Genomic DNA, 13870 nt, shown 5'->3' with positions numbered 1-13870 from the left:
GCCCGCAATGTCATGGATTTTATGGATGCCTTAGTGGATAAGGAAGGTCTTGTGTACCCATAATACCTTTGACAGACAACAAAGAATTCGGGGTGTTTAGAATGAAAAAAGGGAAACTGTTATCGCTCATGCTGATTACCGCGATGGGGTTAAGTGCATGTGGCGGTGCTGCTGCACCGGATGTGCTGGAGCAAGTAGAGGTTGTACCGAAACCTACGTTTTCAATAGGGAGTGAAGTCATCTTGAAAGCAAGTCACCAACCGGGGATGCAAGGGGCGAAAGCAAAAATTGTGGGGGCTTATGACACAACCGCCTATTCAGTGACCTATACGCCTACAACGGGCGAGCCCCCTGTGAACGGTTATAAATGGATCATTCAAGAAGAAATCAAGAATCATATCAAGCAACCGTATGATCCGGGAACGGAAGTCGTCTTGAAGGCGGATCATGTGAAAGGGATGCTCGATGCATCTGGCAAGCTAGATACGGTAAATACATCGACAGTTTATATGATCGATTACACTCCTACGACAGGGGGAGGAGAAGTAAAGAACTACAAATGGGTAACCGAAGATGAGCTATCGCCTGTAAAGTGATCAAAAGAAATACCAAGGCTTCCTCTGTAACCAAGAGGAGGCCTATTATACGTGCGGCAAGGATTTTTCGTGACAATTCGCAATAGATATATTATAGTAATTTTATTACGAATAGTAAGTTTGATGCTGAATAGAGACGAGTGCTTATTGTCAGCATGTGAGTTGTACAGAGAACACGAATATTTATAAACGAGGAGGAATACTCCCATGAATTTTCATCAAAGCCCGAATACGTTTGTCCGACAGGTCAATCTCAAGGTGCAAAACCTAGAGCGATCCCTGGCTTATTATCAGGCAGTGATCGGATTCAAAATCTTGAACCAATCTGCCACAAAGGCAGAGCTGACTGCTGACGGTAAAACCGCGTTGCTTTCCATTGAGCAACTCGAAGACGCATTCCCGAAACAAAATCATACGACAGGCTTGTATCATTTTGCGCTATTGCTGCCAAAACGCTCTGATTTGGCAAGCGTTGAGCGACACTTTTCAGCGTTGAATTTGCGCATCGGGTCCTCGGATCATCTTGTTAGTGAAGCCTTATACTTATCGGACCCGGATGGAAATGGGATTGAAATTTATGTCGATCGTGATCCTGATAGCTGGAATTGGCATGAAGGGATCGTAGACATGGCAACAGAACCATTGAATTTTACGGATTTGCTGTCCAGTGGGGAACAAGCCGCCTGGAAGGGGCTTCCTGCTGGTACCATTATGGGACATATTCATCTGCATGTATCGAAGTTAAATGAAGCTGAACATTTTTATACCAAAGGGCTTGGCTTTGAGGTAGTGAATCGCTATGGAACACAAGCACTGTTCATTTCCACTGGAAAGTATCATCATCATATCGGGTTGAATACATGGGCGGGTGTCGGTGCTCCACCCCCACATCCTAAGAGTCCAGGACTCGAATCGTTTGTCCTGGTGCTCCCAAATGAAGAAGCGAGGAATCGTGTAATCACTCAGGTAAGAGAAATCGGTGCGTCCGTTCGGGAGGAGAGCGGTCATTTTGTTACAGAGGATCCTTCTGGCAATCGGATTCAACTACACATTTGATTGAAAGATGCAGGAGAGCTTTCCTTTCGAATAACGAAAACGACCTGTGGGTTGTACGAATGGTTTTCCATCGTGCTACCTACGGGTCGTTTATTTATCTTATTTATTTCGTAACAGATTGTATGCGCTTCATTAGTACTTTCTCGTGAGAATTCGAGAATGCTCTCCGTCTACAGTGATTTCCCAGCCTCTTGGTATTTCATAAGCAAAGGCTGGAGCAGGATGCTTGATCGCTTCAATGCTGGATTCAGTAGGGATACTGGTAATATTTACGATATGTTTTTCATAGAGATTAACATTTACCACGACCCAGCCATATGGTACAGGCTGGCCGGTACCGACCCATTTATTCTCCAGCTCTTGAGGCTGGTAACGTTTTTTATTCTCATTTCTGATATCTATATAAGCCTGTCTCTTGCTGTTATAACCTCGACCGATTTCTACCCAACCAGAAGGGATGTTAAAGCTCAAGCTTCTTTCCACTTGCCCATAATTAGCGCCATTAATATATTTCGCTACTTCATATCCAAGCTGTGTTCCACGATGTGGCTCTTTTTCAATCGAAATCCATCCATTAGGAAAGAACGTATCGTATGCCACTACTAACGTATCACCGTACCTCCAGTTTCCATCAAAGATGTATTTTTGTGGACTGACGATAGAGTCTTTTCCCTTTGCTCCCGCATCTGCTGCTTGAGTGGGGACGATCAAGAATGATGATGCCAAAACGAGAATACCCAAGCCTTTTGCCAATTTTTTCATAGCTAATCTCCTCCATGTGTATGTAAGAAATAAAATGAATTCACTTGCAATTAGATAAATTCAAAACACTTATGTAAATTCCTTCTTGCGTTGGAAATAATTACAGAACCCTTATGACTTAGAATAGGAGTAAGTCTGAGCCTAAGAGCGAACACAAATAGCTCGGCACTTTGGCCAAGCCGTCTAGAAGCCGAAACGTACCGCCCATCGGGATAAGCGGTGCTTTTCAAATATTTTCATCAGATAGCAGTATGAAAATCTATACTTGGGACTGGAGTCTGAGAAAAGTTGTCATGACGAATTTTTCCATGATTTGTATTGAAATGACAAGATGGTTATGATAAGATCCTATTACATTAATGACGGGAGCTGAAAGGTATAATGGATTCTTTTCTTGCTTAAAAAATAAAACAGAAAAGCGATATCCTTCGCATGTTTTATTCTTTCTATGCAAGAAAGTTACATTATCTTTTCACTCAATCAATATATCCTTATCTAACTCCTTTTCGAGTTGGATTTGCTGTATTTATTTGAGCTACAAGAGAGGGTAACTTTCTTGTAGCTTTTTGATTTTTTATACAGGAGGATGATTGTATGTCATTAATCAATGTAAACAACCTGACGTTTGCCTATGATGGCAGCTTCGATAACATTTTTGAAAACGTGAGCTTCCAACTCGATACAGATTGGAAATTGGGCTTTACGGGAAGAAACGGAAGAGGGAAGACGACTTTCCTCAATCTGTTGCTGGGAAAATATGAATACAGCGGAAAGATCACGGCGCATGTGACCTTTGAATACTTTCCTTTCCAAGTCGAGCACAAGGAATATCTTACGAGTGATATTGTCCAAGACATTGTCCCAGACTATCAGCTTTGGGAATTAATGCGTGAGTTCTCGCTTCTAAAGGTATCAGAGGATGTCCTGTATCGACCCTTCGAATCCTTGTCCAATGGCGAGCAAACGAAAGTATTGCTGGCTGCCTTATTTCTTAAGGAAAATAGCTTTCTGTTAATTGATGAACCAACCAATCACCTGGATATGCATGCGCGACAGCTCGTCAGTGATTACCTCAATAGTAAAAGCGGATATATTCTGGTGTCGCATGATCGAGCATTTCTTGATAACTGCGTCGATCACATTCTCTCCATCAATAAGACGAACATTGAAGTTCAAAAAGGAAATTTCTCCGATTGGTGGGAAAATAAACAGCGTCAGGATAACTATGAACTCGCTGAGAACGAGAAGCTGAAAAAAGACATTAAACGCTTATCGGATGCAGCCAAACGAACGAGCAACTGGTCGCACGCCGTGGAAAAAACGAAAAATGGTACCTTAAATTCCGGCTCGAAGGTTGATAAGGGATATATTGGACACAAGGCAGCGAAAATGATGCAACGCTCCAAGTCGATTGAGCAAAGACAACAAGCAGCGATTGATGAAAAATCGAAGCTGCTGAAAAACATTGAAAACCAGGATAGCTTAAAGATTTCGCAGCTTACTTACCATAAGAACCAACTCGCTGAATTGGAAAAGGTCTCGATACATTATGGAGAGAAGCTGGTTTGCTCAGATATTAGCTTTACGATTGAACAGGGAGAGCGTATTGCGCTGTCAGGAAAAAACGGCTCTGGTAAATCCAGCATTCTCAAGCTCATTTGCGGGGAGAACATCGATCATACAGGCATCTTCCGAAAGGGGAGTCAGCTGAGAATCTCGTATGTATCTCAAGACACTTCCCATCTAAAGGGCAATCTAACGGACTTTGCGCGAGACAACGAGATTGAGGAAAGTCTGTTTAAATCGATTTTGCGAAAGCTGGATTTTTCCCGCGTGCAATTTGAGAAAGACATTTCCGCTTATAGTGGCGGCCAGAAGAAGAAAGTATTGATTGCGAAAAGTCTTTGCGAAAAAGCCCATCTCCATATTTGGGATGAGCCGCTTAACTTTATTGACGTCATTTCGCGGATGCAAATTGAAGAGCTGCTTCTCGAACACTCACCTACGATCCTTTTTGTCGAGCATGACAGGGAGTTTTGCAATAACATTGCTACGAAGATTGTTGAACTGTAACATACAGTACCTAGCAACAGGAAGAGCCAAAGCGAATGCTTGGCTCTTTCTCTTGTTCTAGTTCGTTTTCAGAGCAGGGTACACGAAGGCTTTTAACGTGACGCCCGTAAAGGAACACCCGGAAGCTTTTGGATGACCGCCGCCTCCATAATGATGTGCGATCACGGACAGATCCACGTCATCTCGAACGGTGCGAAAGCTGATTCTGCCTTTCCCCGGATCCAGCATCGCGACGAAATCGATCATCTCCGCATTCTTACATAGGAAATTTCCTGTCGTGGAGTGATATTGTTCGAGGAACACAACACCCACTTGATACGTTTTTGGCTCATCTAAATCGATTTCTACGGGGACCACCTTTAATTGCTTCAGCTTTTTTTGCTCAAATTCATCGATTCGTTTTTCTTCTGTATAGATGAGAATCGATTCTATTTCATTAAAAACGAACTGATCCGTATGTACACCTTCACCACGCAATCGTTCGAGCACGTTCTGTACAAACGTATTCCGTTCGACCATATAGAATAAAATGTTGAGTTGGTTTGCTTGAACAAGCCCGGTCGCATCCCAGTCCCATGTATCAAAGGAACGAACCAGTTCCACATAGTCAGAGAGAATGCCTGTAGGAGTCAGATGCCCTAGGTTTATCAGGTAATCATAATAAAGGCTGGTTGCCGAGGTCTTTTTTCCCGATTCTTCCGTGATAACGGTTGCCCATTCGTACTTGGAAGCCAAAGGCAATGCGGTAGGGTGATGATCGATCAAGACAAAAGCATGCCCGTCATCGACTTTTTTCTGTATTAGCGAACCCACCTCGTCACTGACACTCACATCAGTAATCACAACATACATATCACGGGTAAGCTCTTCTTCCATAAACTTTTGTACTTCTTGATTGACCGTGTACGGAGTCACCCCACGGGAATCGACCTCATGATTGGAAAAAGCAAGATGACTCAGGATTGCACACGACTCGCCATCCAAATCCTTATCACTGAAATGAACAATTTTTTGATGATTCATTAGGCATCTCCTTATGACACGATTCCGTCGTTTCTATTTTACTACCACGAATATTTTTCCCATTCTACCCATCATCGATAAGGGAAGACATCTACTGGCGATTATTTGCCATTTTTGCTATTTCTTTCAATGGATCAAAAATCCCCCTTTGATTTGCGTAAAACAATCAAGGGGGAGAGCGGGACACAACTATTTCCTTTGTTGATCCGGCTCTGTCTGCACGATCGTAAGCACGGTTTGTCCATCCGTCTCCACCAAATGCTTGAGCATGGACAGCTTGTTGTTCCAAAACTGTTCGTAAAAAGAAAGCCACTGTTTTACTTCAGTCAAGGGGCCAGGATGTAAGCGATAGATTTTCTCCCGACCTACCTTATGTCCGGTGACCAAATCTGCATCTGCAAGAATATGGAGATGCTTGACCACAGCAGTTCGGCTTATGGGGAAATGTGAGGTGATCGCTGAGATAGGCAACTCTTTTTCAGCGAGCAAGCGAAGTACTTCTCGACGAGTAGGGTCAGCGATCGCTTGAAATACATCAACTTTTTCTGCTGAAGCAGACATTTAGCCTTCCACAACCTTTTTCAGACGCTCGTGAACAATACCAACCCAACCTTGATTCATCTTGTCGCGGATGACAGAGCTCTTCTCGTTTGCTTTTCCAATGATCTCATCCGCTGCTTTCCATCCACCATGAATCAGGGTAAACTCCGTTTTATTTCCCAAGTCTTTTAAAAGAAACGAGACCACCCAACCGTCATTATCCCAAGCAAAAGAAAGGCGATGAGGAGCTTCTACCTCCAACACCTTGCATGGCGAAGGCCCAAAAGGAGATTGGATATGAAACTCATGACCTACCACTGGCTGGAAATCGTTGGGCATGAACCATGCAGAAATCGCTTCAGCAGTCGATACTTTTTCCCATACTTTTTCAATAGGCGCCTCGAAAACGATCGTTTGTTTAATATCTTGCACGTGCTCCACAAAAATCTCTCCATTTCGTTTTTGTAAATATAACACCTTTTGGTTTCACTTTGTGATGATATAACACCTTTTGGTATCATGTAAATGGTAATTTCCCTCCAAATGGCGCTCCTTATTCATTATTTCATTGATTTGCTTGGGCTTACAGACAAATCCGGCGTTTTTTTGTTTTTTCACCTGACCAATGTGCTCTAATCCTGTATGAAAAGGGTATAATAAACTGGCAAAATGTATCAGGAGTACGGTTACCTCCATTCAAATAACGTCAATGGTTAAAAGGAGAGACAATGACAGACAAGAAAACAGCAATCGATCCGGGATGGAACTTCGACAACAGCTATACAACGCTGCCGAAATCATTTTTTTCCAGACTGAGCCCACCCCCTGTGCCTGCACCGAAGCTCGCTATTCTGAACGAGCCCTTGGCAAAGTCGCTCGGACTGAGCGCCGAAGCCCTTCAAAGCGCCGATGTTGTGGAGATGCTCGCGGGAAACGAGACGCCAGAAGGCGCAATGCCCCTCGCACAAGCCTATGCCGGACATCAATTCGGTCACTTTACGATGCTGGGCGACGGACGGGCACTCCTGCTTGGCGAGCAAATGACACCCTCCGGAGAGCGCTTTGATATTCAACTAAAAGGATCAGGCAGAACGCCTTATTCCCGTGGCGGAGATGGGAGAGCAGCGCTGGGGCCGATGCTGCGCGAATACATCATTAGCGAGGCCATGCATGGACTAGGGATTCCAACTACTCGTAGTCTTGCAGTAGTGACGACCGGCGAGTCTATCTATCGCGAAACCAAGCTGCCAGGTGCCATTTTGACGCGGGTCGCTGCCAGTCATATTCGAGTAGGCACGTTTCAATTCGCGGCAAGATGGTGCTCGATAGAAGATCTCCGGGCTTTGGCCGATTACACTGTGCAAAGACATTTTCCAGAGATCGAAGCAGAAGAAAACCGCTATGTCCTCCTACTGAAGGAAGTCATTAAGCGGCAGGCTTCGTTGATTGCCAAGTGGCAGCTCGTTGGCTTCATTCACGGAGTAATGAACACCGACAACATGGCAATCAGCGGCGAAACCATTGATTATGGTCCATGCGCTTTCATGGACACGTATGATCCCGCAACTGTATTTAGCTCCATTGATGTTCAGGGCCGCTATGCTTACGGAAATCAGCCGTACATTGCCGTGTGGAATCTTTCGCGGTTTGCGGAAAGCTTATTGCCGTTGCTGCATGACAACGAAGCACAGGCTGTAAAAATGGCCGAAGATGCCCTTGCCGAATTTAGCAAGCTGTATCACGGCAATTGGCTTACTGGTATGCGGGCAAAACTCGGATTGTTTAACGAAGAGGAACAAGACGAAGCGTTGATCGAAGGTCTGCTCAACATGATGAAGGACCACCGTGCAGACTATACGAATACATTCCGAGCGCTCACGCTTAATCAACCAGAAGATACCGTGCTTTTTGGCACAAGCGAATTCACGGAATGGAATGAGCAGTGGAGGGCGCGACGAACGAGACAGACAGAAGGCACTGCAGCGGTACAACAATTAATGAAAAAGAGTAATCCGGCAGTCATCCCTCGCAACCATCGTGTAGAAGAAGCATTGGAAGCAGCATGGAAAGAGGGCGACTATACTGTGATGGAACGGCTTTTGGCAGTCCTTTCTGATCCATATGCGTACACGCCTGAACAGGTAGAATACACGACTTTGCCCGCGGAATCAGCATGTCCTTATCAAACGTTTTGCGGTACGTAATAGAAACATGAATCAGAGTCCAACAATCTTTCATGCGTTGGACTCTTTTTTTACACGTCCGATTCGCGCTAAAATATGGAAAGCTAAGAATAAGGAGAAAACGTTTATGGATAAAAAAGCAAAGCAAATCTTGATGAAAACATTTTGGAGCAGCAACGGCTGGAAGAGTCGCCCATACGATTTTTCGGGAACAGATTTTGACTACGCAAAAAGCAAAGGTCTCATGTTTGACCCGCTGACGATGAGTCACGAGGAGTGCATAGACAGAATCATTGCTCTGCATGAAAAAGTGACAAAAGAGCAAGTCGCCACAGCATTTTTGCACAGTCTCTCGACGCGAAAGGTGCACCTGCGCAGTACCTTGTCTAGCTGGGCCTTGACGGAGCCATTGACAGCCCATGCGTTCGAAAGTAATGCCGGCAAATATACGAATCCAGAAAACGGCATCTACTTCGCCATGTACGGAGACTGCTATAAATGCGACCGTTACCATATCGCTGGGCGAGAGCTATATACCAATGAAGATTTGAATGTCCTGAATTTCGAGAGAATCAAATGGGGAGGTATCCGACTGAATTATCTACCGTACCTCATGCTTGATCTGGAGCTGTTAAGCAAGGAAGAGAATCTTTCGGTACAGGGAGAAGATGTAGCCATCCTCCGTCAGGTGCTAGACATCATCGCGAGCAGTGAACCAACCGATGCTGCCCGTCAACTGGAGAAGCGCCTTAATGGGGTCTTTCCATCTAGCAAGAACGAACGGGATGTCTTCATGGAAATTCTTGCATCCACCGGGATCTTGGCACCAAGCAAGGACAGACCAGGGCGTGGCGGGAAGAACGACTTTTTCGCCGTCGTGAATTGGCGGGGGGAAGATAGCTACTCCGAGCAAGCTGTCCAGAGCTTCTTTGGTCCGTGGCTGTAGAGAACGGAAAATCTAGGAATAAAGAAGGGTGCCATCTTTACGCGAAGTGTGTATAATATTGGAAAAGTGTGTCGAAAAATTAGTTTCTATTGAAAGGAGGTGAGATAAAAGTGAAAAAGAAATTGATCGTCCTGTCAGGCATCGCCGGCAGTGGCAAAAGCAAGTGGGCGCAAGAAATTGCCAAAAAGGAACGGGCAATCATCGTGTCTACGGATGAAATTCGCCAGAACTTATTCGGGGATGAGCGGAAACAAAAAAAGTCAGCCCAAGTATTTTTTGAGGTTTATTCAAAAATCGCAACGGAGCTGGCGAATGGAAAGAATGTCATCTTAGACGCAACCAATATTGACAGAGAGAAGAGAATGAAGGTCCTTGCCAAATTTCCCGATGTCCAGAAGGAATGCTATTACGTCGATGTTCCCTATTCCGTTTGCCTAGAGCGCAATCGATCCCGAAAGAGAACCGTAGACGAATACATCTTGGCGAAGATGCGGAAGAACTTCCATTTTCCGATCAAAAATGAAGGCTGGGATCACATTCATCTCTTGCACGAGCCAGTTTCATATGCCATTGAAAAAGAAGAGTTCGTTCAGTTGCTTCAAAACGAACCCTCCTATGAAGAGCTGTTCGATAGGCTGAATGCCATTCCGATCTTCAAAGAGATGTATCAATTTAATCAGGAGAATCCTTATCATCAGTACCCTTTGTGCAAGCATACCTATCATGTTTTCGATTATGTAAACGCCTTTTACACGGAAGATGACAAATTTCTCATGCAAGTGGTCGCCTTGTTTCACGATACAGGAAAACCATTTTGCAAGACCTACAAGCCGATGAAAGGCCATTACTCCTACTTCGGACATGAGCATGTATCTGCACAAATTGCTTGCCATTTCTTAAAAGAATTAGGATTCGACGATGATTTTATTTTCGAAGTCGTCAACCTGATTCAAATGCACATGAAGATTAACTACGGAACGCAGCAAGATATTTCCGAGATTTATCATTTATTGGGCGAAGAGTACCTGTGGAAGCTGTACTTCTTCAAGGAAGGAGATGCCTATGCCAAATAAGGAGGTGAATAACGATGTTGAAAAAATACCCGAGAACCTTTCATTTACCCTGGTCAAGAAGTAGAACCGACGATGATAAAATCTTGCGAACGGTTTGTCATTTCGAGGGAAAAGAAGTAGTCGTGACAGAAAAGCTGGATGGAGAAAATACCACGCTGTACCGAAACCATATCCATGCAAGGTCACTGGATAGCAAAGATCATGCATCCAGACATTGGGTAAAGATGCTGCACGGGATGATTTCGTTTCATATCCCGGAAGGCTGGAGAATTTGTGGGGAAAATGTATATGCGCTGCACTCCATCTATTACGGACATCTAACGAGCTATTTCTACGTGTTCTCGATCTGGAATGAAAACAATGAATGCTTGTCGTGGGATGAAACGGTAGAATGGGCCGAACTACTTGGCTTGGAAACAGCACCTGTCTTATACAGAGGGATTTGGAAGGAAGAGACCATAAAAAGTTGCTACACCAAACAATCTGTCTTCGGTGGGGAACAAGAGGGGTACGTGGTACGAGTAACGGAGAGGTTTCCGTCCGAAGATTTTAAACACTCTGCCGCCAAGTTTGTGCGCAAAAATCATGTGCAAACCGACCAGCATTGGTTATCGAAGCCAGTCGTTCCGAATGGGGTAGCAGAAAGCAATTAATGACTTTTGAATAGAAGGGAATGAGAACGATGTAATTTGCTAAGAGGTATTGACCGTCTAATAGAGTATCCAAAAATTCAATTTGGCTATTGTTAAGACAGTCATTACATGGGAGGCAAGAGAGATGAGCGAAGAAATGAACGATGAAATGATGTCAGCGGGCTGGGATGCTATTGACCAGGAGATGAGAAAGATTTACGGAGAGCAGGAGCCTAAGCATTACGGTACGCTTATCTCGTATGCGCTGGGTGGCCCCGATCCATTAGATGGAATTAGCGCCTACAAAGCGGACGAGCCTTACCCGCATTGGCATTTTGTGACCTATGGATTTACCGAGTTGTATGAAAAAGAGTCCGAGAATGAAGAGGAAAGCGGTTTTGGTTTTGAGTTGACTTTTCGATTGGCGCGAAAGGACGACGAGGAAGAACCGCCTGCCTGGGCGCTGAATCTGCTTCAAAATATGGGGCGTTACGTATTCAACACGGGCAATGTTTTTCACGCAGGTGATCATTTGGATGCAAACGGTCCAATATGCTTGGGCGCCGATACCCAACTGACTGCGCTCGCTTTTGTGACAGACCCTCAGCTTGCTGAAATGGATACGCCGAATGGGCGGGTGAAATTCTTGCAAATGGTTGGGATCACAGGTGATGAACTCGATGCGATGATGGCTTGGAATACTCGTGGCGTACTTCAATCTGGCTTGCCGTACATGCCTTCCTACATAACGGATCTCGAGCGGGATTCTCTCCTTCGCCATTCTACGGTTTCTGATGCTGTTCAAAATGGAATGGAACAAGAAGGCTCCAGCACGGCTTATTTGTTCGTCAGCCAGCTTGGATGGGAGCCAGGAAAAAATGGCTTCTTGAAAAAAACGCCTTCGACTTTGAGGCTGGGAGCTAAGCAAGCGGAAGTCATCGGAAAAATTCTCCGCGGACGTATGCGAAAAGGGGAAAGCCTGAGCCTTGTGGGCCCTGATGTCCGCGTTGTATTTGAGGCAGGAGACAAGCCTGCATGTATTCCAGGAGAGGATGCCATTCGATTTGTCCTCGATGAAGAGACAACGATTGTGCTTACCAAGCATTTGCTTCCAAAGGAAAGCAGCTTTGAGATCCCTTCCCTAAAAGGAATTGCTATCAACATTTTGAAAACCAATATTACCGATAGCGAGGGCAATGTCGTAAAGGTCATCGGCTAAGGTGTTTGGGCAAGGAGGAGAGTCAGTCAATGAATCAGGCAGCAGAAGCATTTCTAAACGAAGTATGGACTTCCATCCTAGAAATTTACCAAAAAGAGAACCAACGGATCAACGGGATCAAAGACTGGAGCCTACTGCAGGCAGGGGTCAAAGACTACCTGAGAGTGGCGTGGAGAAAAGGAAAGCTCAATTGGCCCAATGGTAAAATCCATATCGATGTCCATGAACCATTCAGCTGGAGTGACGACTCGTACAAATACGATGCGGGCTCTTATATCGAGGAGCTTACAGAGGAAATCCTCATGCAAGAGTTTTTTCCCGCACTGTGTGATCGAATGGAATCCTTGTTCCATTCCACCGACTATGATTCTCACTTTTTTAATTACCGCTTCGAGCTCGTTTTCGAATTCGAGTGGAAACAATCGGTGCAACGCCATTCTCGCCATTTCATAAACGAGCGAAAACGCGAGAGTCTAAAACAAGTACTGGATCAATTTATCGAGACAAAAATTAAAGCGGAGCTTCCTGTGCGTCCGAAAGAAAGAGACGATTTCTTCTTTGCTCATTGTCTCGTCAATCCCGACTTGATGGAACAAAAGCAGGAAATTATCGAACCGCTCATCCAGCGCCTTAGCGAAAAGCTGCGCGCTAATAAAGAACGCAGTGATTCGTGGACATACCACTCTGCCTTGGCTTTAAAAGGCTGGGCGGATGAGCGTTTTTTAGTCAAATTTTTCGATCGTACCGGGCATTATGGATTGGATTGGGTTTTGAAACCCGAGCAGGAGCGTCAGGAACCAAAAGCAGAGGAGCTGGACTTTTTCCTATACGTCGCTCTCGCAATTGGGAACAAGGAACCTGACACCCGCAAGAAGTTTTTGGACCTCGCAGTTCAGCTTGGCTCCAAGCGGGCTGCGGACTATGTAAAACGTGGCAGCGGTCGCTTTGAAAGCGAGTATAAAAGCAGTTTGATTCAAGCAAAAGCCAATGACGTTTTACAATTGATCGACATTCGTATCCTATCTGAGGAAGAAGCTGCCTATGGTGAAGCCATCGATTTTATCAACGGTCTTTTGCGTGAAGGCTTTCCCAAAGGGTACAAGCTCAAGCTAAAAAGCAGCGAAAAGCACTACCTCCCAGTAAAAAAGCTGGCGAAGTCAGGTCTCCACCAGTTTTTTGCCAATGCTTCTCGGTATCCTGCGTTATATCCGAAAATCGCCGAATATGCTGAGCTTGCGATGGAGGAGTTCGCATGGTACGGGGATGTAGAGCCTAGTGAGAAATCCGTCATGCCTGGCACCTATGCGGTATTGGCTCTCGGGTTGTCTAGCAGCGATTATTTTCCACTCTTTCGGCGTTATTTGGAGCTGGTCGACACGGAGCATCAGTCTGCTCAGGACGATTTTGCCCTAGCTTTTATGGAGGCGCATGGTGTAACCGTAGAGAATATCCCCGTACTCGTCTCTCTGGTGCTTGGCAGTAGCGACTCGGCGAAGCCTTTGAAAGCTTTCACATTCAATCGTGCCGAACTGGTGGATGCACTCATAGGGGAGCTTGCAGCGATGGAGGATTACCAGCGGGAAAGCGTTATTTATCGCCTTTTCGGCGGGAACAAAAAGCTTGCACAGGCAGTGAAAAAGGAATCTTCCCCCATCAAAGACAAGCTTGCCCAATTGCTAACCTTGGTTGAATAGCTTCATTGACAATATTTAGAAGACCGTGCTATATTGAAGGCAACTACTTGGAACGGAGGGTGAATCATTTGCG

General features: G+C 45.1%; 13 protein-coding genes. 9 read left to right on the top strand and 4 right to left on the bottom strand.

Going from position 1 to position 13870, the window contains the following annotated elements; all coding sequences use genetic code 11:
- Positions 1–101: 101 nt before the first annotated feature.
- Together E8L90_RS08995 and E8L90_RS08990 are read left to right on the top strand one after the other, a co-directional pair.
- Positions 102–596, top strand: a complete 495-nt coding sequence (locus E8L90_RS08995; RefSeq protein ID WP_137029074.1) for a YdhK family protein — start codon at positions 102–104, stop codon at positions 594–596.
- Positions 597–803: 207 nt separating this feature from the next.
- A complete protein-coding gene (locus tag E8L90_RS08990) occupies positions 804–1652 on the top strand; it encodes a VOC family protein (protein WP_137029072.1) in 849 nt (282 codons plus the stop codon).
- A gap of 132 nt (positions 1653–1784) precedes the next feature.
- Here E8L90_RS08990 and E8L90_RS08985 read toward each other — a convergent pair whose 3' ends face one another.
- Positions 1785–2414: a hypothetical protein gene (locus E8L90_RS08985; RefSeq protein WP_137029070.1), complete on the bottom strand. Its 630-nt coding sequence runs from the start codon at positions 2412–2414 to the stop codon at positions 1785–1787.
- A 594-nt stretch (positions 2415–3008) separates the two neighbouring features.
- Here E8L90_RS08985 and E8L90_RS08980 point away from each other — a divergent pair.
- Positions 3009–4487 carry an Lsa family ABC-F type ribosomal protection protein gene (locus E8L90_RS08980; protein ID WP_137029068.1) on the top strand — a complete coding sequence of 493 codons (1479 nt, stop codon included), beginning with the start codon at positions 3009–3011 and terminating at the stop codon, positions 4485–4487.
- A 57-nt stretch (positions 4488–4544) separates the two neighbouring features.
- Here E8L90_RS08980 and E8L90_RS08975 read toward each other — a convergent pair whose 3' ends face one another.
- The 3 genes from E8L90_RS08975 to E8L90_RS08965 all read right to left on the bottom strand — a co-directional run bounded on the left by E8L90_RS08975 (position 4545) and on the right by E8L90_RS08965 (position 6491).
- Positions 4545–5510, bottom strand: coding sequence for a DHH family phosphoesterase (locus E8L90_RS08975; RefSeq protein WP_137029067.1), 966 nt, complete (start codon positions 5508–5510; stop codon positions 4545–4547).
- 189 nt (positions 5511–5699) lie between these two features.
- Positions 5700–6071, bottom strand: coding sequence for an ArsR/SmtB family transcription factor (locus E8L90_RS08970; RefSeq protein ID WP_137029065.1), 372 nt, complete (start codon positions 6069–6071; stop codon positions 5700–5702).
- Complete coding sequence (locus E8L90_RS08965; protein ID WP_208759420.1) at positions 6072–6491, bottom strand: SRPBCC family protein; 420 nt, start codon at positions 6489–6491, stop codon at positions 6072–6074.
- Positions 6492–6778: 287 nt separating this feature from the next.
- Between E8L90_RS08965 and E8L90_RS08960 the strand changes: the two genes are divergently transcribed.
- The 6 genes from E8L90_RS08960 to E8L90_RS08935 all read left to right on the top strand — a co-directional run bounded on the left by E8L90_RS08960 (position 6779) and on the right by E8L90_RS08935 (position 13797).
- A complete protein-coding gene (locus E8L90_RS08960) occupies positions 6779–8254 on the top strand; it encodes a protein adenylyltransferase SelO (protein WP_137029062.1) in 1476 nt (491 codons plus the stop codon).
- A gap of 106 nt (positions 8255–8360) precedes the next feature.
- A complete protein-coding gene (locus E8L90_RS08955) occupies positions 8361–9179 on the top strand; it encodes a VHS/ENTH/ANTH domain-containing protein (RefSeq protein WP_137029060.1) in 819 nt (272 codons plus the stop codon).
- Between the two features lie 110 nt (positions 9180–9289).
- On the top strand, positions 9290–10252 hold the full coding sequence (locus E8L90_RS08950) for an AAA family ATPase (protein ID WP_137029058.1): 963 nt from the start codon (positions 9290–9292) through the stop codon (positions 10250–10252).
- A gap of 14 nt (positions 10253–10266) precedes the next feature.
- Positions 10267–10905, top strand: a complete 639-nt coding sequence (locus E8L90_RS08945) for an RNA ligase family protein (protein WP_137029057.1) — start codon at positions 10267–10269, stop codon at positions 10903–10905.
- A 136-nt stretch (positions 10906–11041) separates the two neighbouring features.
- Positions 11042–12103: a suppressor of fused domain protein gene (locus E8L90_RS08940; RefSeq protein WP_137033349.1), complete on the top strand. Its 1062-nt coding sequence runs from the start codon at positions 11042–11044 to the stop codon at positions 12101–12103.
- Positions 12104–12132: 29 nt separating this feature from the next.
- On the top strand, positions 12133–13797 hold the full coding sequence (locus E8L90_RS08935; protein ID WP_137029055.1) for a DUF6138 family protein: 1665 nt from the start codon (positions 12133–12135) through the stop codon (positions 13795–13797).
- Positions 13798–13870 lie beyond the last annotated feature (73 nt).

The sequence above is a fragment of the Brevibacillus antibioticus genome (assembly GCF_005217615.1).
Taxonomy (GTDB): Bacteria; Bacillota; Bacilli; order Brevibacillales; family Brevibacillaceae; genus Brevibacillus; species Brevibacillus antibioticus.
This window is presented reverse-complemented; position numbering and strand designations above follow the sequence as displayed.

What these genes read in the sequence shown, in the direction of transcription:
- E8L90_RS08985 (WP_137029070.1), bottom strand. Translation starts at nt 2,414, where the DNA reads ATGAAAAAATTGGCAAAAGGCTTGGGTATTCTCGTTTTGGCATCATCA.
- E8L90_RS08935 (WP_137029055.1), top strand. Translation starts at nt 12,133, where the DNA reads ATGAATCAGGCAGCAGAAGCATTTCTAAACGAAGTATGGACTTCCATC.
- E8L90_RS08960 (WP_137029062.1), top strand. Translation starts at nt 6,779, where the DNA reads ATGACAGACAAGAAAACAGCAATCGATCCGGGATGGAACTTCGACAAC.
- E8L90_RS08980 (WP_137029068.1), top strand. Translation starts at nt 3,009, where the DNA reads ATGTCATTAATCAATGTAAACAACCTGACGTTTGCCTATGATGGCAGC.
- E8L90_RS08975 (WP_137029067.1), bottom strand. Translation starts at nt 5,510, where the DNA reads ATGAATCATCAAAAAATTGTTCATTTCAGTGATAAGGATTTGGATGGC.
- E8L90_RS08945 (WP_137029057.1), top strand. Translation starts at nt 10,267, where the DNA reads ATGTTGAAAAAATACCCGAGAACCTTTCATTTACCCTGGTCAAGAAGT.
- E8L90_RS08970 (WP_137029065.1), bottom strand. Translation starts at nt 6,071, where the DNA reads ATGTCTGCTTCAGCAGAAAAAGTTGATGTATTTCAAGCGATCGCTGAC.
- E8L90_RS08955 (WP_137029060.1), top strand. Translation starts at nt 8,361, where the DNA reads ATGGATAAAAAAGCAAAGCAAATCTTGATGAAAACATTTTGGAGCAGC.
- E8L90_RS08940 (WP_137033349.1), top strand. Translation starts at nt 11,042, where the DNA reads ATGAACGATGAAATGATGTCAGCGGGCTGGGATGCTATTGACCAGGAG.
- E8L90_RS08995 (WP_137029074.1), top strand. Translation starts at nt 102, where the DNA reads ATGAAAAAAGGGAAACTGTTATCGCTCATGCTGATTACCGCGATGGGG.
- E8L90_RS08990 (WP_137029072.1), top strand. Translation starts at nt 804, where the DNA reads ATGAATTTTCATCAAAGCCCGAATACGTTTGTCCGACAGGTCAATCTC.